We start from the raw sequence: 21,670 nt of genomic DNA, 5'->3' as shown, positions 1-21,670 counted from the left end.
ACGATATGGGTCCCTTCGCGGCAGTGCGGGGCTACGGGATGCGCCAGAAGTCCCGGGTGCCCGTGAGGCGGTTGCGCTCGTTGATCGTGGGAGCGGCTCCGGTGCCGAGAAGCACCAGCTCCCAGGTGCCGCCGGGAACCGCGCGACTCACGCCGGACGACCAGAGGGGCGTGTTGTTGGCGCGGTAGACGACGACGTTGCCGTCGCTCTGCAGGCTGAGCTTCGCCGCCCCCCGGCCGTAGGTCTGGGAATGCCAGAGAGCTCGGCCCGAGGCCGAGTAGAGAACCAGGTTGCCGTCGGTCTGGAACACCAGCTGCGAGCTGTCGGTGCGTGACTGCACCCAGAACTCACCCGGAGCGAAGTCGACGTACCCACTGGAGGAGTCCCATTTGTACTCGGAGAGAGTGCCGTCGTCGGCATGGGCGGCCTGGGGGACGAGTGCCCCCGCGAGGATGGTCGCGGAGACAAGAGGTGCAGAAATGAGTGCACGAATGTATTTCTTCATGCGCCGAATGTACTGACAAATTCTCAGTTAAGCAAGGCGACCTGACAATCGCTCAGCAGATCGCGAGGCAGGTCGGTGACGCGGCTGTGCGCCTCAGGCAGGCTGGGGCGAGCCGGCGGCGCGGGCCGCCTCCCAGGCCGACGCGATCATCTCGTCGAGGGTGTGGGCGGGTGCCCAGCCGATATCGCGGGCGGCACGCTCACCCGACGCCACGATGCGCGCCGGGTCGCCGGGCCGCGCCGGCAGCACCTCAGGGGTGAACGCGATCCCGGTCACCGCGGCCATCGACGTCATGATCTCGCGCACCGAGACACCCGAGCCGCTGCCGAGGTTGTAGGCGGGTTCGAGCGGGATGCCCGCCTCGAGCTTCTGCGCGGCCGCGACGTGGGCGGCCGCGACATCCGCCACGTGCACATAGTCGCGCACGCAGGTGCCGTCGGGGGTCGGGTAGGTGTCGCCGAAGATCTTCGGCGCCTGGCCCGCCTGCAGCGCCCGGAAGACCAGCGGGAAGAGGTTGTGCGGGCTGGTGTCGCTCACCTCGGGGGTGGCCGAGCCGACCACGTTGAAGTAACGGAGGCTCGTGTGCCGGAGCGCGGTGGCGACGGCCTGGTCGGCGATCAGCCACTCGCCGATCAGCTTCGTCTCGCCGTAGGGCGACTCGGGCGAGGTGGCCGTCTGCTCGGTCACGAACTCGGCCGGGGTGTTGCCGTAGACGGCAGCGCTCGACGAGAAGACGATCGCCGAGACATCCGCCGCCTGCATCGCTTCGAGCAGGTTGACCGTGGCGGTCACGTTCTGCGTGTAGGTGTGCAGGGGGCGCTGCACAGACACCCCGGCGTACTTGTACCCCGCGAGGTGCACGACCCCGGTCACCGGATGCCCGGCGGCGGCCTGCCGCTCGAACACTCCGTCGATGAAGCCGCGGTCGACGAGGGTGCCCTGCTCGAGCGTCGCGCCGGCCGGTACGAACCCCGCCTGTCCGCTCGAGAGGTCGTCGATCACGACCACGTCGATGCCCGCCGCGAGAAAGGCGCGGGCGACGTGCGAACCGATGTAGCCGGCGCCGCCGGTCACAAGCCAGGTCATGCGGTCTCCTCAGAGTCGGATGCAGAATCGGATGCAGAGTCGAATGCGAGGGCGGATACGGGGCCGGGCACGAACGTGACGCCCCACGACGCCGTCCAGCTCTCACCGGGATCGATCGTGCGCAGCTCGCCCGTGTTCAGCGCATCGGGCGCCGCGGTGGTCGGTTCGACCGTCACTCCCCAGCCGGGCCCGCTCGAGGTCGGGAAGATCTGCGTCGTGAAGACCTGGGCCTGGCTGTAGTTCGCGTCACCCCAGAGCTCGATGCGGCGGGCATCCGGAGCCTCGATCGTGTGCACGTAGCGCCCATCGGCCGCCGGCGCCAGGTCGAGGTACGCGGTGTCGAGGTCGAGATCGCCGACCCGCACGCCGCCGCGGAGGTCGTACGGGGTGCCCTCGACCGGCGCGGTGCCCGTCGGGTTCAGCCGATCATCCACCGTCACCCGCGTCGCCGCGTCGACGGTGACGACCAGGTCGGGAATCGGCACGTCGCCGATGCGGAAGTACGGATGCGCGCCGAGCGCGGCAGGCGCCGGCCGCTCCCCCACGTTCGCGAGCGTGTGCGTCACGGTGAGGGTGTTCTGGCCGAGCTCGAAGGCGGTGTCGACGGTGAGGGCGAACGGGTAGCCGTCGGTGGGCTGGATGCTGGCCCGCAGCGTGATCGACGACTCCGTTCGGCGCACCACCGTGTGGTGCAGGGCGAAGAGAAAGCCGTGCAGCGCGTTGCCGCGCTCGGGCTCCGTGAGCGGCAACTGCCGCTCGATGCCTGCGTCGTTCCAGCGCCCGTCGCGAACCCGGTTCGGCCAGGGTGCGAGCATCCAGCCGGCGCAGAAGAGCGGCGCGACCTCCTTCTCGAAACCGTGCACGACGGGAACGCCGTCGAACTCGAGAACACGCAGCATCGCACCGATCTCAGTGACGACGGCGTGCGCGCGGGGCGTACCGTTCTCGGGCCAGACGAGGTCGAACTGCTCGCCGGTGGGGTAGTCGTGGTCAGTCACGGGTCTGGCCTTCCATGGTCGCGCCCGCCGAGGGCTGCACGACGAACAGGTCTGGCCGGCGGAAGTGCTGCTCGGCGAAGGCTTTCAGAATAGCGGCCTTGAGCGCGGGCCTCGCTGCGTGCGGAACGAGGGCGAGCGCTGATCCGCCGAAGCCGCCGCCGGTCATGCGAGCGCCGATCGCGCCGTTCGCCTGGGAGACCTCGACGGCGAGGTCGAGTTCGGGAACCGAGATCTCGAAGTCGTCGCGCATCGAGACGTGCGAGGCGTCGAGCAGGTCGCCGATCGCCCGCGGCCCGCTCGTCTCGAGCCGCCGAACGGTCTCTTCGACGCGGTCGTTCTCGGTGACGATGTGCCGCGCGCGGCGGAACGTCTCGTCGTCGAGCTCCTCCTGCATGCGCGGCAGGTCGGCGGGCGCCAGGTCGCGCAGCGATTCGACGCCCATCGTGGCCGCAGCGAGTTCGCACGAGGCGCGGCGGGCAGCGTACCCGCCGGTGGCGTGATCGTGGCTCACCCGGGTGTCGATGACCAGCACCTCGAGCCCCTCTGCGCCGAGACCGAGCGGAACGCTCTCGGTCTGCATGCTGCGGCAGTCGAGAAAGACCGCCGCATCGCTGCGACCGAGCATGGAGGCACTCTGGTCCATGATGCCGGTGGGGGCCCCGACCGCCTGGTTCTCGGCGATCTGGCCGACGCGCGCCAGCTCTTTCGGCGTGAGGCCGAGCTGCCAGAACTCGTTCAGGGCGACCGCAGTGGCGCATTCGATGGCGGCCGAGGAACTGAGCCCGGCGCCGATCGGCACGGCCGAGTGGATGTGCAGGGTGAACCCGGGGAGGTCGGTGCGGGTTCCGGATGCCGCGGCTGCGGCCGCGCTCGCGCGTTCGGCGAGCGCCCACGCGACTCCGAGGGGGTAGGCCGACCAGCCGTCGAGGGCGTCGGGGGCGAGATCGTCGAGCGCGATCTCGACGATCTCGGCGGAGAACGTCGACGACACGCGCGCGGTCGGGCGGGCATCCGGAGCCGCACCGAGCGCCACCACCGCGCGCCGGTCGATGGCGAACGGCAGCACGAAGCCCTGGTTGTAGTCGGTGTGCTCGCCGATCAGGTTGACCCGGCCGGGCGCCGACCAGAAGCCGAGTGGCTGGCTGCCGTGGCGAGCCTCGAACTCCTCGGCCAGCATCTCGAAGAGAGCCGGGTCGGGCGCCGCGGCGCCGACCGTGTCGTTCTCACTCATTCGTCAGTGTCTCCTCGCTTGCGATCTCGCGTTCGTAGCTGGCCCGCAGGTTCTCGGCCGTCGTCTCGGGCGGAACATCGCCGATGAACGCACCCATGGCCGACTCCGACCCGGCGAGGAACTTCAACCGGTCGGCCGCCCTCCGTGGCGACGTGATCTGCAGCATGAGCCGGATGTCGTCGCGATGCGAATGCACAGGGGCCTGGTGCCAGCCGGCGATGTACGGTGTGGGCGTCGGGTAGAGCCCGTCGAGCGCGCGCAGCACCCGGGGATACAGCACCGCGAGCTCGTCGCGCTCGTCGGAGGTCGTGGCGGCGAGATCCGGCAGCTGCCGGTGGGGCAGGATGTGCACTTCGATCGGCCAGCGGGCGGCGAACGGAACGAAGGCGCTCCAGTGTTCGCCCCGCACGATCATGCGGTCACCGGCCTGTTCGCTCGCCAGGATGTCGGCGAACAGCGCTGGCCCGTAGCTGTCGATCGAGGCGATCAGGCGCTGGGTTCGGGGCGTGATGAACGGGTAGGAGTAGATCTGGCCATGCGGATGGTGCAGAGTGACCCCCACCTGCTCGCCCCGGTTCTCGAACGGGAACACCTGCTCGATGCCCGGCATCCCGCTCAGCACGGCCGTTCGGTGGGCCCACGCCTCGATCACGGTGCGGGCACGTGAGGTCGGCAGCGACCCGAACGATCCCTCGCGCTCAGGGCTGAAGCAGACCACCTCGCACCGGCCGATGGAGGCGCGCGACCGGCCGAGGCCGATCGCCGAGTCTTCGGGCACCGGCGTCTCGCCGGGCTCGAGCAGCGCCGGCCCGAAGGAGGGCGACCGGTTCTCGAAGACCGCGACGTCGTACCGGCTCGGCACCTCCGAGGGGTTGTCGGGCGCCTGCGGGGCGAGCGGGTCGAGGTTGGCCGGCGGCAGGAAGACCCGGTTGTTGCGGGCCGCGGCGATGGAGATCCACTCGCCCGTCAGAACGTCTTGACGCATCGTCGCGGTCGGCGGGCGCGCGTCGAGCACACGCTCGTCGGGCAGGCGTTCGGGTGCGAGCTTCGTGTCGGCGTCGTCGTAGTAGATCAGCTCACGGCCGTCGGCGAGAGTGTGCGGTCGCTTCACGATCGGTCTGCCGTCGACGAGCGAGAGGTCTTCGCTTGAACCAGCGGGAAGGGAGGGCATGAGGTCTCTTTCGAATACACAAGCTGTGGGGTACCGCTCACGCTACCCGATCCGGGCACGACTTGTCTTCGCTTCTGGTTGCTTTCTTATTGACAAGACGGGGTGCAGTCGCGACGATGGAGCCGTGGCCGACTCCGAGAACGATCAGCAGCTTCCCGCCGCGCTCCGCAGGGAACGGATGCTCGCCCTCATCGACGACCATGGTTTCGCCCGGGTGGGCGAACTCGGCGAGACCTTCGGCGTGAGCGACGTGACGGTGCGCGCCGACCTCGATGAACTCGACCGCCAGAAGGCCATCCGGCGCGTGCACGGCGGAGCGGTCATCCGGAGCCGCCACCTGCGCGCAGAACCGACGTTCGAGCAGGCCATCGGCGCCTCGGCAGACGAGAAGGCGACCATCGGCCTACTCGCCGCGATGCTCGTGCAGACCGGGCAGAGTGTGCTGCTGGATGTCGGATCCACCGCGCTCGCCGTCGCCGAGTCGCTCGTCGCCCGGGTCGCGCGGGGCGAGCTCGCCGATGTGGTGGTGATCACGAACGGGCTCAGCATCGCCCTGGCGCTGGAACCCGGTGTCGTCGCCGGCGGGCTCACCGTGATCGTCTCGGGCGGAACGCTGAGGCCGCAGCAGCACTCGCTCGTCGAACCGCTGGCGTCGTCGATGCTGCGCGGACTGCACGCCGACCTCGCGTTCATCGGGTGCAACGGGGTCGACGGCGCGTTCGGCGTCACGAACGTGAACCTGCCCGAGGCCCAGGTGAAGCGGGTGATGCTCGAATCGGCGAGCCGGTCGGTGGTCGTCGCCGACCGCAGCAAACTCGGCCAGGTGCACCTCGGCACGGTCGGGGCGCTGGCGGAGTTCGATGCGCTGGTGACGGGGCCGGCGCCCGTCACCGCCACGCCCGCGCCAGGGCGGGATGCGGTCGCCGCGGTCGCCGCTCTCACCGCTCTCGCCGCTCCGGGGCGGGATGCCGCGCTGGATGCGCTGGCTGACGCCCTCGACCGGGCGGGCCTGCTCGTCATCACCGACCCCGCCACCGCCGCCTGCTTCTAGCTGCAGCCGCACCCGCAGCCGCACCCGCATCAGCCTGCGAGACCGTCACTTGCGGGCGAGACCGTCACGCAGAGCTGTCGGTCTCGCCCGGGACTGTCGGTCTCGCCATAGCTCGGGGGTGCGGCGGGGCCGGCGCGAGCGGGGCGGGCTAGGGCTCGAGCGCCTGCAGGGCCTGCTCGATCACGGTGGCGGCGTCGTCGATCAGTTCCTCGCTGATGACGACGCTCGGCAGGAAGCGCAGCACACTGTCCCAGCTGCCCGCATCCAGAACGATCACGCCGTTCGATGTCGCGTGCGCGATGACCGCCGAGAGCGCCTCGGGGTTCGGCTTCGTGGTGCCGGGATGCACGAGCTCGACGCCGAACATGGCGCCCTTGCCGCGCACCTCGCCGACGACCGAGAACCGTTCGGCCCAGTCGCCGATGCGGGCGAAGAAGGCGCGCTCGACGCGCTTCGCCTCCTCGATCAGGTTCTCGCTCTCGATGAGGTCGAAGACCGCGAGCGCTGCTGCGGTACTCACCGGGTTGCCGCCGAACGTGCCGCCGATGCCACCGGGCTGCACGGCATCCATGATCTCGGCACGGCCGGTGACCGCCGCGAGCGGGAAGCCGCCGGCGATGCCCTTCGCGCTCGTGACCAGGTCGGGCACGACGTTGTGGTGCTCGATCGCGTACCAGGCACCCGACCGGGCGATGCCGGCCTGGATCTCGTCGGAGACGAAGACGATGCCGTTCTCGGTGCAGAAGGCGCTGAGGGTCTCGAAGAAGCCCTCCGCCGGAATGACGATGCCGCCGTCGCCCTGGATCGGCTCGACGAAGAGGGCCGCGAGCTCAGTCGCGCCGATGTGCGTGGTGATGTAGTCGATCGTGCGCTCGGCGGCCTCGACACCCGTCATTCCCTCGGGGTCGCGGAACGGGTAGCTCGTCGGAACGCTGTAGATCTCGCCGGGGAACGGGCCCATGCCGGCGCGCTCGGGCCAGGGGCGGTAGGTCATCGCCATGGTGAGGTTCGTGCGGCCGTGGAAGGCGTGGTCGAGTGCGGCGATCGCGCGGCGACCGGTGTACTTGCGGGCGATCTTGACGGCGTTCTCGACGGCCTCTGCGCCCGAGTTCACGAGGATCGAGTGCTTCTCGAAGTCGCCGGGGGTGATCTCGGCGAGCTTCTCGGCGACGAGCAGGTAGTTCTCGTAGGGGGTGACGGTGAAGAGCGTGTGGGTCAGCTTGTTCGCCTGCGCACTCGCCGCGGCCGCGATCGCCGGATGGGCATGGCCGATGGTGGTGACACCGATTCCGCAGCCGAGATCGATGATCTGGTTGCCGTCGACGTCGACCAGGATGGCGCCCGACCCGTGGTCCATGTAGATGTCGGCGAGGGTGCCGGCGCCGCGCGAGACCGTCTTCAGGCGGCGGGCGTGCATCTCCTTCGACTTCGGACCGGGGAGCTCGGTGACGATCTTGCGTTCTTGGGAGACGGTGAAGGGTGAGGAGGCCATGCTTCGAGCTTAGATCGTGTGCGGCCGGGGTTCGGCTCAGCCCTCGGCGCGGTGCGGCTCAGCGCTCGGCGCGGCTCGGCTCAGCCCTCGGCGCGGTTCGGCTCAACCCTGCGTGCGGTTTGCCCGGCGGGCGCGCAGAACGGAAACGAGGATCGAGACCAGGGTGATGACCAGGATGCCGCCGATCACCACGTCGATGTACTGCGTCACGACGTCGGCGACACCGGGAATGTGCCCGAGAAAGAAGCCGAGCAGCACGATCAGGAAGGTCCACGCGACGCCGCCGATCGCGTTGTAGAGGAGGAACTTCGAGTAGTGCATCTTGCCGACGCCCGCCGCGACCGGCGCAAAAGTGCGCACCACGGCGATGAACCGGGCGAGAATGACCGCGAGACCGCCGTACTTCGTGAAGAACGCCTGCGTGCGCTCGACGCTCTTCGTGCTGAAGATACCGGAACTCTTTCGCTCGAAGATGCGCGGCCCGGTTCGGTAGCCGATCAGATAGCCGAGTTGGTCGCCGAGCACCGCCGCCACCGAGATGGAGAGCAGCACGAGCCAGAGCGGCGCCGGAATCACCCCGGTGTAGGTCAGCAGCCCGGTGAAGAAGAGGAGCGTGTCGCCGGGAAGCACGAAGCCGATCAGCAGGCCGGTCTCGGCGAAGATGATTGCGCACACCACGACGAGGGCCCAGGGCCCGGCGGTCTGGATGACCGTGTTTGGGTCGATCGGATTGATGGCGCCGAGCACCGCCAGGGTCGAGGGGAGGGTCACGCGGTGTTGTCCTGACTGGATGCGGCGGGCGGAGGTGCGGGGCGGGAGTGGTTCGCGGGGTGGGACACCGTCGCCGGGGGCGATCCCGCTGCGGCGGGCGTTCCGGTCGACGACGGAATCGTGACGACGACACTCAGCCCCCGTGGCCGCCTGTTCGTCATCGTAACAGTGCCCCCGGCCGAGCTGACGAGCGCCTGTACGATCGAGAGCCCCAGGCCTGCGCCTCGGGAGCCGGGGCGGCTCCCGCCGCGCGACTCGTCTTCCCGGGCGAAGCGGTCGAACGCGAGCGGGATGAAGTCGGGCGACATTCCGGGGCCGGTGTCGGTGATCTCGAGCGTGACGGCGTCGGGCCCCCGGCGGAGCGTCGCGCGCACGGTGCCCGCGGCATCCCGCGCGAGCGTCGCATCACGCACCACCGCAGCAGTGCCCGCGGCATCCCGCTCGATCGACGCATCCCGCTCGCGCCCGCCCACGCCCAACGAATCGGCCTCGCCGCGACGCCCGGGCGCCGGAACACTCGAGACGGCCACGACCGCGTTGCCGAGCAGGTTGTCGATGACGCGCCCGAAGCTCCGGCGGGACAGGTCGTAGGCCTCATCGCGAACCGACGCCACTGCGGGCGCCGCATCACCCGGCGGCTCGACGATGCTCTGCGGTGCCGGGTCGCCCGACGGTGTCGTCCGAGGCGGGGAAGCCACCGGCAGTGTGGACCCCGTCGACTCCGCGACCCCGCCCGACACTGCGGCCGCGCCCGACGTTGCGGCCGCACCCGACATCGCGGACGCACCCGACATCGCGGGCGTGCCCGGCGACGCCGCAACGCCCGGCATCCCGGCCGCGCCCGGCACCACAGCTACGCCTGACAGCGCAGCCACGCCCGGCAGCAGCCCCGCGTCGACGATCTCGTAGTCGACGACCACGTCGGAATCGCTGCTGAGCAGCCTGGCCCTGTCGATCGCATCCACCAGCTCGTCGGCCAGCTCGGCGTAGCCGGTGGCCTCGTGCGACGTCATTCCCTCGATGCGCGTCAGTTCGAGCAGGCTCGCCGCGAGCGCGGAGAGCCGCTGCACCGTGCGTTCGGCGGACTCGATCTCGCCGAGCAGCGCGGCCGGGTCTCCGGTGCTGAGGTGAGCCAGTTCGAGTTGGGTCTGCAGAATGGCGAGGGGCGTGCGCAGTTCGTGGCTCGCGTCGGAGACCAGCTGCTTCTCGCGATCGGCCGAGGCGCGCAGCTGCCCGATCAGCTCGTTCAGCGTGGTCGCCAGGTAGTAGAGCTCGTCGTGCGCCGGGCCGACCGGGAGCAGTTCGACCGAGGAGCTGCCGCGCAGCCGCTCGGCCGTGCGGCGCATCGCCGTCACCGGCCGCAGCGCCGCAGACGCCAGCAGCCACGACCCGACGCCGAAGAGCAGAGTGAGAATGACGAGGCCCCAGAGCAGCGCCCGCGTCAGGTTGTCGAGCGAGAGCTTCGATGCCGCTTCGTTGCGTGCGGTGACGACCTGCCAGACACCTTCGTTCGTGGTCACGGGGCGCGCGAGCACGAGGTACTGCGCTGCCGGCGTGCGCACGTCTTGCACCGCCGTGCCGCCGGCGGCGAGGGTCGGCAGCTGCGGCTCGAGCTCGCCGGGCAGAGAGGACTGCATCACCTTCCCGGCGGGATCGATGACCGCGACGAGCTGGCCCTGCGCCGGGGTGTCGAGGTTCGAGGTGCGGCCGTCGGAGATCTCCTGCTGGTACTGGGCTGCGTCACCCTGCAGCAGCATCACCGAGGAGCTGCGGAGGATCGACTCGACCTGCCGGTGCACGACGACTGCGGTTCCCGCGAAGAACACCGCGGCGATGATCAGCGTGCCGGCGGTCAGTCGAACGCGGATCGACAGTCGCCGCGGCCACCTCACGGGCGACGACTCACTCGGCCACCTCGAGACCGTAGCCGATGCCTCGCCGGGTGGCGATCGACACGGTGGAACCGAGCGGGTCGATCTTTCGCCGCAGGTAGCTCACGTACTGGTCGACGACATTGGCGTCGATGTGCTCGGTGCGGCCCCACACTTCGTCGAGGATCTCTGTGCGGCTCAGAATCGCGCCCGGCCGGCTGGCGAGCAGACGCAGGAGATCGAACTCCTTCGGGCTGAGCGAGAGAGTGACGGTACCGACGATCGCTTTGCGGGTGTGGCTGTCGACCACGAGCGAGCCGACGGTGAGGGAGAGGGGTGGGCCGACGCTCTCCCGCCGGAGCAGTGCCCGGATGCGCGCGGTCAGCTCGACGAACGCGAACGGTTTGGTGAGGTAGTCGTCGGCACCCGCGTCGAGACCCTTCACCCGGTCGTCGACATCGTCGCGGGCGGTCAGCAGCAGGATCGGCACCGGGGAGTTCTGCTCGCGCATGTGACGGCAGAACTCGAACCCGGACATGCCGGGCAGCATGACGTCGACGATCGCAGCTGAATACGGGGTCGCACCCACCGAGATGAGGCCGTCGATGCCGTTCGACACGCGGTCGACCTCGTAGCCCTCGGCCGTGAGGCCCTTGGCCAGCAGCCGCCCCATTTCGTCTTCGTCTTCGACAATCAGCAGTCTCACGAATCACCCCTTCCGTTTTGATTATGCTGGCACGCTCTCAGGGAACGGCGATTCTGCCGCCCGAAAGATGTGGAAAGTCACACCGGTTCCCAGATTGGGGAGGACATGAATACCCCCCAGGGGTATGCTGATGGTGTCGAAGGGCGATCATGACCACACCGCAGGAGCACGATCACGAGCACCACGCCGGCCACCCTGGCCGCGCCGCCGAGCACCCCGGCGGCGACGAGGCACTCGGCCACGAGGAAATGGCGCTGGACGAGGTCGCGCACGGGCACAGCGCCCACACCGGCCACGACGTCAGCCAGGGCGGGCACGACCACGCCGGCCACGACGACCATGCGCACGGCGACCACGCCGGCCACGGCGGCCACGGCCACGGCCACGGCCACGGCGACCATGCCGCCCAGTTCCGCACCAAGTTCTGGGCCACCCTCGTGCTCGCCATCCCGACCGTCATTTTCAGCTCGATGTTCGCCTCCCTGCTCGGCTACCGGGTGCCCGACTTCCCCGGCGCCGCCCTCATCTCCCCCGCCCTCGGCACGATCATCTTCTTCTACGGCGGCGCCCCGTTCCTCACCGGCGGCCTCGCCGAACTCCGCTCCCGCCGCCCCGGCATGATGCTGCTCATCGCGATGGCGATCACCGTCGCCTTCGTGGCCTCGTGGATCACGACCCTGCGCCTCGGCTCCTTCGACCTCGACTTCTGGTGGGAACTCGCGCTCCTCGTGGTCATCATGCTGCTCGGGCACTGGGTCGAGATGCGTGCGCTCGGCGCTGCCTCCGGGGCTCTGGATGCGCTCGCCGCCCTGCTCCCCGACACCGCAGAGCGGGTCGCCCCGGGCGACTCCTCCTCCCCGCCCGAAGAAGTGCCGGTCAGCGAGCTCCGTACCGGCGACACCGTGCTCGTGCGATCGGGCGCCCGCGTTCCGGCCGACGGAGTCGTGGCCTCGGGCGTGGCCGCGGTGGATGAATCCATGATCACCGGAGAGTCAGCAGCCGTACGGCGCGAACCGGGTGACCGCGTCGTCGCCGGAACCGTCGCCACCGACAACGCGCTGAGGGTGCGCGTCACGGCGATCGGCGACGACACCGCGCTGGCGGGCATCCAGCGCCTCGTCGCAGATGCGCAGAATTCGTCGTCGCGCGCCCAGGCGCTGGCCGACCGGGCTGCGGCGCTCCTCTTCTATTACGCGGCGGGCGCCGGCATCGTCACCTTCGTCGTCTGGTCGCTCGTCGGCAACCTCGATGACGCCGTGACGCGCACGGTGACCGTTCTCGTGATCGCGTGCCCGCACGCGCTGGGGCTGGCGATTCCGCTGGTGATCGCGATCTCGACCGAGCGCGCCGCCCGCGCCGGGGTGCTGGTGAAGAACCGGCTCGCGCTCGAGCGCATGCGCACGGTCGACGTGGTGCTGTTCGACAAGACGGGCACGCTCACCGAGGGCCGCCCGGCCGTGACGGATGTCGCGGTCGTGGCACCCGCGCACGCAGATGCCGCGCACGCCGATGCCGCGCACGCAGGTGCCGCGGATGTGGATGCCGCGCACGCAGCCGAGGGCGACGCGCACCTGTCGCAAGCCGGGTTGCTCGCCCTCGCGGCCGCGCTGGAAGCGGACGGCGAGCATCCACTCGCCCGCGCCATCGTGCGCGCCGCCGCCGCACCCGCCACACCCGCACCCGCACCCGCCTCGCCCTCGTCAATCGACTCGTCGAAAACTGTCGCCATGGGCGCTGACGACCGACAGATTTCGCCGAGTCGATTGGGCGGCGCGGGGGCGGATGGCGCGGCGCGGTTCGTGGCGCAGGAGGTGCGGTCGGTGACGGGGCAGGGGGTGCAGGGCGTCGTCGACGGCGCGACCGTGAGCGTCGGCGGGCCGGCGATGCTGCGCGCGGCGGGCGCGAGGGTGCCCGCGAGCATCGCGGCGGCGACGTCCGCGTGGTCCGAGCGCGGCGCGACCGTGCTGCACGTGCTGCGGAACGGTGACGTGCTCGGCGCCCTCGCGCTCGAAGACGGCATCCGCCCCGAGTCGCGCGAGGCCGTCGACGCCCTGCACGCCCGCGGGGTCACCGTCGCGATGATCACCGGCGACTCACACACGGTCGCGAACGCGGTCGCTGCCCGGCTCGGCATCGACGAGGTCTTCTCCGAGGTGCTGCCGGAGGACAAGGACTCGAAGGTCGCCGAGCTTCAGGCTCGCGGAAGGAGGGTCGCCATGGTGGGCGACGGGGTGAACGATGCTCCGGCGCTGGCACGGGCCGATGTGGGAATCGCGATCGGCGGCGGAACCGACGTGGCGATCGAATCGGCGGGCGTGGTGCTGGCCGGCAGCGACCCTCGCGCGGTGCTCTCGGTCATCGAACTCTCGAGGGCCAGCTACCGCAAGATGATCCAGAACCTGGTGTGGGGCGCGGGCTACAACCTGCTCTCGGTGCCGCTCGCGGCCGGAGTGCTGGCTCCGGTCGGGTTCGTGCTGTCGCCGGCGGTCGGGGCGATCCTGATGTCGGTGTCGACAATCATCGTCGCGGCGAACGCCCAGCTGCTGCGGCGGGTCGACCTCGACCCCGCCCGGCTGGCGAAGGCGCGCGGCTGAGTCCGCGGCATCCGGTAGCCGTCGCGTAGGGCCGAGCAGGCTGCAGGATGCCGCGGCATCTGCCTGCAGGGTCGGCTGCAGGATGCCGCGGCCCCTGCCGCCGGGACCCGGCGCTACCCGTGAGGCTCTCAGCCCAACCGCACGCGCCACGGGTCTGAGCGCGACCCCGACCCGAGGATGGTGGCCGGCACCACCACCTGCTCCGCGTCGAGGATGTGCGGGCGGATCTCCGCCGCCCACGCCCGGCTGAGACCGGGCGGCAGATAGCCGACCTTGTGCGAGCCGAAGAAGGCGAGCAGCTCGACGCGCACCGCATCCGAGTCGAACGGGTTGTTCGGTTCCAGCTCGAGCGAGGCGAACAGGGGCTCGTCCGGCTCGGCCAGCGCCAGGCGGCTTTCGACGACGGCCGAGATGCCCTCCTGGTGGAAGTCGGTCGCATACACCTCGAAGGGATGCTCGACCTCGACCTCGATCGAACGCACCGGCTGAGCCGCCAGCACCTGCACGTCGGCGAGCTCGGAGCGGAACTCGGCAGCCTCCCGCCGCACCGCAGCCGAGGCCCGGAACGACACGACCGCAGCCCCGACCAACGCGAGCGCGAGCAGCCAGCCGATGTAGGGCACGAACACGGCGAACACCCCCGCTGCCAGCAGGGCGCCGCGCACCCATCCGGGCCACGTCGCAGGACTCAGCATCGCACTGCTTCGGTCGCCGGGCTCCGTCGGGGAGCTACCTGTCGGTGCGCTCGGCGCTGTCGGAGGCGACGTCGACGGCGAGCGAGTCGTCGGCGGCCGCGCCCTCGGCTTCAGCCTCCGGTGAGTCGGCATCGGCAGCGCCTGACGCATCGTCGGCCGACCCGCTGTTGTCGGTCGTACCGTTCATATCGGAGATCTCGTGGGCGATGCGCGCCAGACTGACATCGTCGATCTCGACCTGGGCCTGCTCGAACCGCTCACGGAGATTGCTCAGCACGAAGGCGAGGCCCTGCCCGGCGTGATCCTGCCGGGTCTGCGCGATGATTCCGACGCTCTTCTGCTCATTCGTCGCGTCGTCGCTTCCCGCCATGACGGGGGCGTTCTGTTCACCGTTTTCAGCCATGACTCATCTTCCCACAGCGATACCGGGCCGGGCACGCCCTTGCGAGACGTCGGTGCAACCCTCAGCATCCGGGGCCGGCGGCGAGCACAATGGTCTCGAACGGAAAGAACGCGCACCAGGCGCACGCGGAACGACAGGAAAGAGGGCCCCGATGTCTTCACACGAGCTACGTCTCGGTTCCGCTGCGGCGGAACGAGCATCCGACGCCCCCCACAGAGACCGGCTGCGGCAGGTTCTGGTGGCCGTCGGCGCGGTGATCGCGGTGGTGGGGGCCTTCGTGGGCTCGGGAGCGGCGGGCGGTACCCCGATCGCCGAGGCGGCGGGCGGTGCGCTGAGCGCCGATGCCACCCTGCTCGCACCGGCCGGCGGCGCCTTCGCGATCTGGAGCGTCATCTACCTCGGCCTCGTCGGTTACGCCGTCTCGCAGTTGCTGCCGGCACAGCGAACGGATGCCCGCCAGCGCCATCTCGGGTATCCGATCCTGCTCACCCTCATCATGAACGCGGCATGGATCCTCAGCGTTCAGGCGGGGCTGCTCGCCCTGAGCGCCGTCGTGATCGTGCTGCTGCTCGTCGCCCTCTGCTGGACGTACGCGCGCACGATCGCGAGCCGCGGACTCGGGCGCCGGTCCCTCGTCGGCACGCTGCTGGTCGACGGCACCGTCGGGCTCTACCTCGGCTGGGTCAGCGTGGCGACGGCCGCGAATCTCACGTCGTACCTGCAGTTCGCGGGCTTTACGGGCTTCGGATGGTCGCCCGAGGCCTGGGGCATCGCGATCGTCGCGGTGGCCGGGGTCGTCGGCGTGCTCGTGGCCGTCTGGAGCGGCGGGAGCCTCGCCCCGATGCTGTCGCTGGCCTGGGGGCTGGTGTGGATCGACGTTTCGCGCGTCTCGGGGGCACTGCAGTCGCGTCCGGTCGCTTCGGCGGCCCTGGTGGCGGCCGCTGCCGTGGTGGTCGCGACGCTCGTGGCACGGGTGGTCGCCGCGCGGGGGCGCGGGGGCGCGGGCGCGTCGACGGAGGCTCGCGGGCGCTGACGCCGGCGCCTCGCGGCCGCTGACGTCGGTGCCCTGATCTGGCGACTCCGCCGGGATCCGGCGCCTGTGCCACAATCGACGGGTGACCAGCCCGAGCCGATCGTCGAGTCGGCGGGGCACCGCCGCAGCGCTGCTCGTAGTCGGAGCGGCGGTCTGCTTCGGCACCACCGGCACGGCACAGTCGCTCGGGGCTCCTGATGCGAGCGCTTTCGCGCTCGGTGCCGCCCGAATCGTCTTCGGTGGCGCCCTGCTCGCGGTGATCGCGCTCGTCGCCCTGCGTGTCGACGCCGCGCCTTCCGCCAGCGCTCAGCGCGACGGTCGGCGCGATGGTCGGCCAGCGAGTTCGCGTGACGCGCGCCGCGCCACCCTCCGCCCCGACCACCGCCGGGGGCGCATCCGCCCGTCTTCCCTCGGCCGGGCGCGCATCCGCCCGTCTTCCCTCGCGCTCGTGGCCGTCGGAGCGATCGGCGTCGCCGCCTACCAGCCCAGCTTCTTCACCGGCACCCAGCAGAACGGCGTCGCCGTCGGCACCCTGGTCGCGCTCGGCTCTGCACCGGTGCTGACCGGGCTGCTCGAATGGGGCGTGCGGAGGCGTGCACCGGGGATCCGCTGGGCGGTCGCCACGGTCGTGGCTGCCCTGGGCGTCGCGGTGCTCTCGGGCGTGTTCGCGCCGGGTGGCGGTGATGGTCGCGGAACCGTCACTGTCGCGGGCCTCCTCGGATCGCTCGGTGCCGGCGCCTCGTACGCCGTCTACGCGCTGAGCAGCAAGCTCCTGCTCGACCGCGGCTGGGCGCCGACCGCCGCCATGGGCGCGACCTTCGGCGCGGCCGCTCTGATCATGACCCCCGTGCTTCTGACGTCAGACCTCGCGTGGCTCAGCCGACCCGGCGGCCTGCTCAGCACCGCGTGGCTCGCCGTGGTCACCGTCGCTCTCGCCTACACCCTGTTCGCTCGCGGGCTTCGCCGCCTACCGGCCTCGCGGGCCGCGACGCTCACCCTGGTCGAGCCGCTCACCGCCACCGTGCTCGGCGTTCTCCTGCTGCACGAGCAGTTCACCGCCGCCATCGTGGTCGGGCTCCTGCTTCTCGTCGCGGGCATTCTCATTCTGACCATCGGTCGTCGACCTCCTCGTTCGGTTCCGAATCTGTCATGAGAATTATTCATTAACGTCGTCGATTTGCGCTAGCCTTCGTTTCGACCCCGCACGTGGGGCACCTGACGGAGGATCCACCTTGAAGAGAACACACCGCGGGCATGGGATGCTCGCCGCAACAGTCGCGCTGGGAACAGTGCTGGCGCTGGCAGCACCCTCTGCCGCAACCGCCCAGCCGATCGTCTCGCAGGCGAACGGTCGCCTGCTCAGCGGGTCGCTGCTCAGCAGCGCCGTGCTCGACTCTCTGCTCACACTGAAGGGCGCGAACGCAGTCAACACGGCCGCAAACGGCGACGTCGTGGTCGACACACCGCTCGACGCTTCCGCCGTGAATGGGCTGCTCACGCTGATGGCCGGGCCCGCCAACGCGCCGGTGTTCGGTAACGCCGGTATCGTGCAGCTCGGAGCCGTCGGCCAGTACGCGCGGGCGAACAACGACGGCTCGTCTGCGGCCTTCTCGGGAACGGTCAGCGCCGCACCCAGCCTGGTGGGCGTCGGCACAGGAGCCGTGACGCCGAGCTCCAGCATCGGCACACCGACAGCCGGCAGCAGCGCAGAGATAGCGGTGGGCACAGCCGCACTGCTCGGCGGGGTCGACGCGGTCACCGTGAAGGCCGATCTCGGAGTTCTCGCCGCGTCTGCCCAGCAGACGACGGCCAAGGCCCAGTCGGGGCAATACGGTCTGGCCGACTTCACCGTCACGGTCGGGGGCACGCTCGTCACGGGCCCCGTTTCCACGATCCGGCCGGCGCTGGAGTCGTTGATCAGCACACTCCAGCTCGCCGGGGTCACCGGTCTGGTCGACCCGTTCGCGGCCGACTTCACGCTCACTCTGACGGCCGCCGACCTGCAGGCGGCCGGGCTCGGCGCCGACCTCAACAACCTCCCCGCCGACACCGACCTGATGCAGTACATCCCCCTCGCGGCGTCGCAGAAGATCACAGCGCTGACGAGCGGATTCCTCACATCGGCAGCCACAGCGGTCGCCAACCTCCCCACGGGGCCGACCCGCACCGGGGCTGAACTTGTGATCTCGGGCGCGCGTACGGTGGTCGATCCGATCGTCGCCTCGCTCGGCAGTGCGTTCCAAGGCGCCCTCGGGCTGGCACTGACGGGCCTCGTGCAAGTTGTGGCGAACCACCAGGAGGTCGTCGACGGCACGTTCACTCAGACGGCGCTCCGCGTCGGGCTGGGGGCGCGCGGCTCGCTGGCAACGGTGAACCTGGCGAGCGCCTCGGTCGGCCCGAATGCCGGCCCGCCCTCCATCGAGCCGTCACCCAGCGCGACGGCCACGACCGGCACTGGCGGGGCCGGTGGCAATGGTGGAACGGGCGGCGACGGTTCGGGCGGCGGAACGGGCTCGACGCTGGCGCACACCGGCATCTCGGCCGAATCGCAGTTGTTGCCCTGGGGCGGGTTCGCCTTCGCGATCCTCCTCGTGGGCTTCGCCGGCTTCGCCCTGACGGCTCGCCGCCGCAACCGCGGCCTGGCGACGAAGAGCTGAGCCCGGGGGGCCCACTCCCCCGGTGAGGCCCACCGCTGACTCGCGTCGACCGGGAACGACGCGAGGCGGCCCCCGCCCCTCCGCCCCGCGCGAGGAGCGGGGGCCGCTCTCGTCCGCGCCCCGGCTTTCCCACCAAACGCCCGGGCACCATGGCGCCGCTCTCCGGCAGGCGGCTCAGCGACGGCGGGTGGCGGCCGCGTCAGCGGACGGCGGACGCGCCCTCCGACGCCAGCGCGCGCACGTGGTCGAGCTTGCCCTCGAACGAGCAGACCAGCAGCTGGCGGGCGTCGGCGTCGGAATCGAAGTCGTCGGTCATGCGCAAGCCGATCATCGTGTTGATGAGCATCCCCTCCGCGAGGAACGAGCGCACCTCCTCGGGCGTGAACCCCGCAGCATCCCGCAGGTACCGGTACACCTTCAGAAACCCGGCGCGACCGATCGGGCCGATCACGGGGTCTTTGCCCAGCACGAAGGCGTGCATCAGAGACAGCAGCAGGCCCCTGTCGTCGAGCTGGTCGACGTAGGCCGCGCCGAGGCGGGCGGCGAGGGTCGACCCGTCGCCCGGGTCGGGGCTGTCGACCACCGAGGCGAACGCGTCGAGCAGGGACTGCAGAGCCCGGTCGATCACAGCCAGGAACAGCTGCTCCTTCGTTCCGAACGTCTGCACGACGTAGGGCTGACTGACCCCTGCAGCCCGGGCGATCTGCGCGGTCGTCGCCCCGACGTAGCCGTAGTCGCCGAACACCTGCGTGGCCGCCTGCAGGAGGAGCTCGCGCCGATCCTCTCCGCGCATCCGGGTTGCGGGCGAAGGTGAAGACGTCATATTGACAGGTTATCAGACGATAGGTAACGTTCTACCTATCGCCCGATAACTTCTTCGTAGACGGGCTCGAACAGAATCGAGATCACCGTGTCCGCTGCCACCCTGGCCGAGAAACGACCCGATCCAGAGACCCCGACACGCACCGCAGGCAGCCGCCCCCGCATCCCGGTCTGGCTCGCAGTCATCGCCGCCTCCCTCCCGATGTTCATGGCCACGCTCGACAACCTCATCATGACGAGCGCGCTGCCGGTCATCCGCGTCGATCTGAACGCCTCGATCGGCGAGCTGCAGTGGTTCGTGAACGCGTACACCCTCTCGTTCGCGACCTTCATGCTGATGGCCGTAGCGGTCGGCGACCGCCTCGGCCGTCGCACGGTCTTCGTCTTCGGCATCGCCCTCTTCACCGTCGCCTCCGTGTTCTCGGCGCTCAGCACCGACTCGTGGATGCTCATCGTCGGCCGTGCCTTCCAGGGCGTCGGGGCGGCAGCCCTCATGCCGCTCTCGCTGACGCTGCTCGTCGGCTCGGTCAGCACGCGCCTCCGTCCACTCGCCATCGGCATCTGGGGCGGCGTCTCCGGCCTCGGCGTCGCCCTCGGCCCGCTGATCGGCGGGGCGGTGATCGAAGGTTTCGATTGGCAGGCGATCTTCTGGCTGAACGTTCCGATCGGCATCATCTCCGTGCCGCTCGCGCTGCTTGCGCTGCCGAACACGTTCGGCGCGCGGCTGCGCGCCGACATCCTGGGTCTGGCACTCGTGGGGCTCGGGGTACTCGGCGTCGTGTACGGCATCATCCGGGGCAACGACGCCGGTTGGTCGAGCGTCGAGGTCGTCGGGTCGCTTGCGGTCGGTGGGCTGCTGCTCGCGGCGTTCGTCGTGTGGGAGTCCCGCACATCCGCCCCCCTGCTGCCCCTGCGACTGTTCCGGGACCGCAGTTTCACGGTGGCGAACATCGTCGGCGTTGTGTTCAGCTTCGGCATCTTCGGGTCAGTCTTCATCCTCATCCAGTTCCTGCAGATCGTTCAGGGCCACAGCCCCCTCGAAGCGGGCCTGATGACGACCCCGTGGACGATGGCGCCGCTCGTCGTCGCGCCGCTGACCGGGCTGATCACACCGCGGGTCGGCACCCGGGCGCTGATCGTGGCGGGCCTGGCCCTGCAGGCGAGCGGAATCTTCTGGCTGGCCGGCGTGCTCTCAGCCGATGCGAGCTACGCCTCGATGCTCGGGCCGTTCCTTCTCACGGGCATCGGCATGGGGCTCGTCTTCGCGCCGTCGTCGTCGGCTGTGCTCGTCAACATGGCGTCGGCCGATCAGGCCAAGGCATCGGGCACGAATTCGACGCTCCGCGAGGTGGGTGTCGCACTCGGGATCGCCGTGCTCACCGCCGTCTTCACCGGCGCCGGCGGGCAACTCACGCCCACCGGTTACGTCGATGCCGCGATCCCGGCGGTGTTCGTGGGGGCATCGGCGCTTGCGCTGGCGACGCTGCTCGCGCTGCTGCTGCCGTCGGGCCGGGTCGCGCGCGGCTGAGACGGCGAATGGATGCCCGGGGGCGGCGACCACGGGCATCCAGAGCCTGCTCGGCCGACCGGGCGACAGAGGTACTACGACCAAAGTCTGATTGTCGCGACAACTGCGACAGGGGAGAGTCGAACCACAGCAGACCCCTCGACCGGAAGGCCCTCTCATGGCACCCACCCGCACCCGCCGCACCATCGGCAAGGCGGTGATCGTCGCAGCCGCCGTGCTCGCGTCATCACTCGCATTCGCCTCCCCCGCCCAGGCCAAGACGAGCGCCAACGGTGGCGACTTCGCGGTCACCGTCGCCGGCACCACATACAACCCCGCCCCCGGCAAAGACGTCAAGCTGAAAGATCTCAAGCCTGGCGCCGTCGTCGCGGTGCGCGGCGTGAACGTCGGCTTCGACATCCGCGTCGCCACCCTCGGCGTGTACGACTACACGCTGACGGGCGCTCCGGATGCCCAGCGAATGGTCACGAAGCCGACGAAGATCTTCGCCTCGAAGGTGCCGACGCTCACGGCAGCGCAACTGGCCGGCGCGACGATCAAGCAGCTCGAGGTGAAGGACGACACGCTCGTCGTCATCTTCAGCACGGCGCTCGGCAAATACAAGATCCAGGCCAAAGACGGCGCGCAGGGCGGCATCTTCCAGATGGAGACCGAGTTCGCCGGGCCGGTCGAATTCACGCACACCCTGGCGCCCGGGATCTTCTACTTCACCAACACGTTCACCGGCAAGGTCAACTTCGGCGACGGCGTCGATGCGGTGACCTCTGGCGCGAACGCACACCAGATGCTGCTCGGCAAGGACAGCCCGCAGGTCGCGACCAAGACCCTGCAGACCGGAACCGTCACGAAGTGGCTCGTTCAGCCCGGCGGCCGCCTCGGCGGCGTGCTCGGCGAAGACGCCATCGAGCTGTCGGCCGGCGCCACCAACTGCACCAGCCAGTGCCAGGCCCAGAACCAGATCCGCGGCTCGCTCCCCGTGCCGCCGAACCCGGTCGACCCGACGCCGATCGGCGTCGGGTCGACCGGGTTCGGCGGCACGGGGAGCGAGCCGCGGAT

General features: G+C 70.2%; 19 protein-coding genes. 7 read left to right on the top strand and 12 right to left on the bottom strand.

Annotated elements, in window-relative coordinates:
* Nucleotides 1-31 precede the first annotated feature (31 nt).
* From C5B96_RS15065 to galT, 5 genes are all read right to left on the bottom strand, one after another.
* A complete protein-coding gene (locus tag C5B96_RS15065) occupies nucleotides 32-505 on the bottom strand; it encodes a hypothetical protein (protein WP_104246175.1) in 474 nt (157 codons plus the stop codon).
* Between the two features lie 93 nt (nucleotides 506-598).
* Nucleotides 599-1,591, bottom strand: coding sequence for a UDP-glucose 4-epimerase GalE (gene galE, locus C5B96_RS15060; RefSeq protein WP_104246174.1), 993 nt, complete (start codon nucleotides 1,589-1,591; stop codon nucleotides 599-601).
* Nucleotides 1,588-2,589 carry an aldose 1-epimerase family protein gene (locus tag C5B96_RS15055; protein WP_104246173.1) on the bottom strand — a complete coding sequence of 334 codons (1,002 nt, stop codon included), beginning with the start codon at nucleotides 2,587-2,589 and terminating at the stop codon, nucleotides 1,588-1,590. Before C5B96_RS15055 ends, galE begins: the two co-directional genes overlap by 4 nt.
* Nucleotides 2,582-3,766: a galactokinase gene (gene galK / locus C5B96_RS15050; protein ID WP_104246179.1), complete on the bottom strand. Its 1,185-nt coding sequence runs from the start codon at nucleotides 3,764-3,766 to the stop codon at nucleotides 2,582-2,584. Before galK ends, C5B96_RS15055 begins: the two co-directional genes overlap by 8 nt.
* A gap of 46 nt (nucleotides 3,767-3,812) precedes the next feature.
* Complete coding sequence (galT, locus tag C5B96_RS15045) at nucleotides 3,813-4,991, bottom strand: galactose-1-phosphate uridylyltransferase (protein ID WP_104246172.1); 1,179 nt, start codon at nucleotides 4,989-4,991, stop codon at nucleotides 3,813-3,815.
* A 124-nt stretch (nucleotides 4,992-5,115) separates the two neighbouring features.
* Between galT and C5B96_RS15040 the strand changes: the two genes are divergently transcribed.
* Nucleotides 5,116-6,042, top strand: a complete 927-nt coding sequence (locus C5B96_RS15040) for a DeoR/GlpR family DNA-binding transcription regulator (RefSeq protein ID WP_233189235.1) — start codon at nucleotides 5,116-5,118, stop codon at nucleotides 6,040-6,042.
* 148 nt (nucleotides 6,043-6,190) lie between these two features.
* Here the strand turns inward: C5B96_RS15040 and C5B96_RS15035 are convergent, their stop codons facing one another.
* The 4 genes from C5B96_RS15035 to C5B96_RS15020 form a co-directional block, all read right to left on the bottom strand.
* Nucleotides 6,191-7,534, bottom strand: a complete 1,344-nt coding sequence (locus C5B96_RS15035; RefSeq protein ID WP_104246171.1) for an aminotransferase class III-fold pyridoxal phosphate-dependent enzyme — start codon at nucleotides 7,532-7,534, stop codon at nucleotides 6,191-6,193.
* A gap of 102 nt (nucleotides 7,535-7,636) precedes the next feature.
* Nucleotides 7,637-8,305: a DedA family protein gene (locus C5B96_RS15030; protein WP_158507201.1), complete on the bottom strand. Its 669-nt coding sequence runs from the start codon at nucleotides 8,303-8,305 to the stop codon at nucleotides 7,637-7,639.
* Entirely contained in the window at nucleotides 8,302-10,197 is a 1,896-nt protein-coding gene (locus C5B96_RS15025; protein WP_104246169.1) for a HAMP domain-containing sensor histidine kinase, read from the bottom strand. Before C5B96_RS15025 ends, C5B96_RS15030 begins: the two co-directional genes overlap by 4 nt.
* 10 nt (nucleotides 10,198-10,207) lie before the next feature.
* A complete protein-coding gene (locus tag C5B96_RS15020; protein WP_104246168.1) occupies nucleotides 10,208-10,882 on the bottom strand; it encodes a response regulator transcription factor in 675 nt (224 codons plus the stop codon).
* Nucleotides 10,883-11,031: 149 nt separating this feature from the next.
* Here C5B96_RS15020 and C5B96_RS15015 point away from each other — a divergent pair, with 149 nt between their 5' ends.
* Nucleotides 11,032-13,476, top strand: coding sequence for a heavy metal translocating P-type ATPase (locus C5B96_RS15015; RefSeq protein WP_104246167.1), 2,445 nt, complete (start codon nucleotides 11,032-11,034; stop codon nucleotides 13,474-13,476).
* A gap of 128 nt (nucleotides 13,477-13,604) precedes the next feature.
* Here C5B96_RS15015 and C5B96_RS15010 read toward each other — a convergent pair whose 3' ends face one another.
* Nucleotides 13,605-14,171: an HIRAN domain-containing protein gene (locus C5B96_RS15010; RefSeq protein ID WP_104246166.1), complete on the bottom strand. Its 567-nt coding sequence runs from the start codon at nucleotides 14,169-14,171 to the stop codon at nucleotides 13,605-13,607.
* 34 nt (nucleotides 14,172-14,205) lie between these two features.
* Nucleotides 14,206-14,574 carry a hypothetical protein gene (locus C5B96_RS15005; RefSeq protein WP_146078209.1) on the bottom strand — a complete coding sequence of 123 codons (369 nt, stop codon included), beginning with the start codon at nucleotides 14,572-14,574 and terminating at the stop codon, nucleotides 14,206-14,208.
* A gap of 151 nt (nucleotides 14,575-14,725) precedes the next feature.
* Here C5B96_RS15005 and C5B96_RS15000 point away from each other — a divergent pair, with 151 nt between their 5' ends.
* From C5B96_RS15000 to C5B96_RS14990, 3 genes are all read left to right on the top strand, one after another.
* Nucleotides 14,726-15,607, top strand: a complete 882-nt coding sequence (locus C5B96_RS15000) for a tryptophan-rich sensory protein (RefSeq protein WP_233189234.1) — start codon at nucleotides 14,726-14,728, stop codon at nucleotides 15,605-15,607.
* A gap of 82 nt (nucleotides 15,608-15,689) precedes the next feature.
* Nucleotides 15,690-16,760, top strand: a complete 1,071-nt coding sequence (locus C5B96_RS14995) for a DMT family transporter (protein ID WP_104246164.1) — start codon at nucleotides 15,690-15,692, stop codon at nucleotides 16,758-16,760.
* A 79-nt stretch (nucleotides 16,761-16,839) separates the two neighbouring features.
* Nucleotides 16,840-18,264: a choice-of-anchor G family protein gene (locus C5B96_RS14990; protein ID WP_146078208.1), complete on the top strand. Its 1,425-nt coding sequence runs from the start codon at nucleotides 16,840-16,842 to the stop codon at nucleotides 18,262-18,264.
* 199 nt (nucleotides 18,265-18,463) lie between these two features.
* On the opposite strand, the gene C5B96_RS14985 is transcribed toward C5B96_RS14990, so the two are convergent.
* Complete coding sequence (locus tag C5B96_RS14985) at nucleotides 18,464-19,087, bottom strand: TetR/AcrR family transcriptional regulator (protein ID WP_104246162.1); 624 nt, start codon at nucleotides 19,085-19,087, stop codon at nucleotides 18,464-18,466.
* An 87-nt stretch (nucleotides 19,088-19,174) separates the two neighbouring features.
* Here C5B96_RS14985 and C5B96_RS14980 point away from each other — a divergent pair, with 87 nt between their 5' ends.
* Nucleotides 19,175-20,614 carry an MFS transporter gene (locus C5B96_RS14980; RefSeq protein ID WP_233189233.1) on the top strand — a complete coding sequence of 480 codons (1,440 nt, stop codon included), beginning with the start codon at nucleotides 19,175-19,177 and terminating at the stop codon, nucleotides 20,612-20,614.
* A gap of 157 nt (nucleotides 20,615-20,771) precedes the next feature.
* On the top strand, nucleotides 20,772-21,670 hold an 899-nt coding region (locus C5B96_RS14975; RefSeq protein WP_104246161.1), incomplete at its 3' end, for a hypothetical protein.

Source organism: Subtercola sp. Z020 (assembly GCF_002931235.1).
Taxonomy (GTDB): domain Bacteria; phylum Actinomycetota; class Actinomycetes; order Actinomycetales; family Microbacteriaceae; genus Subtercola.
The sequence above is the reverse complement of the archived record's forward strand: the minus strand, read 5'-3'. Positions and strand labels throughout refer to the sequence as shown.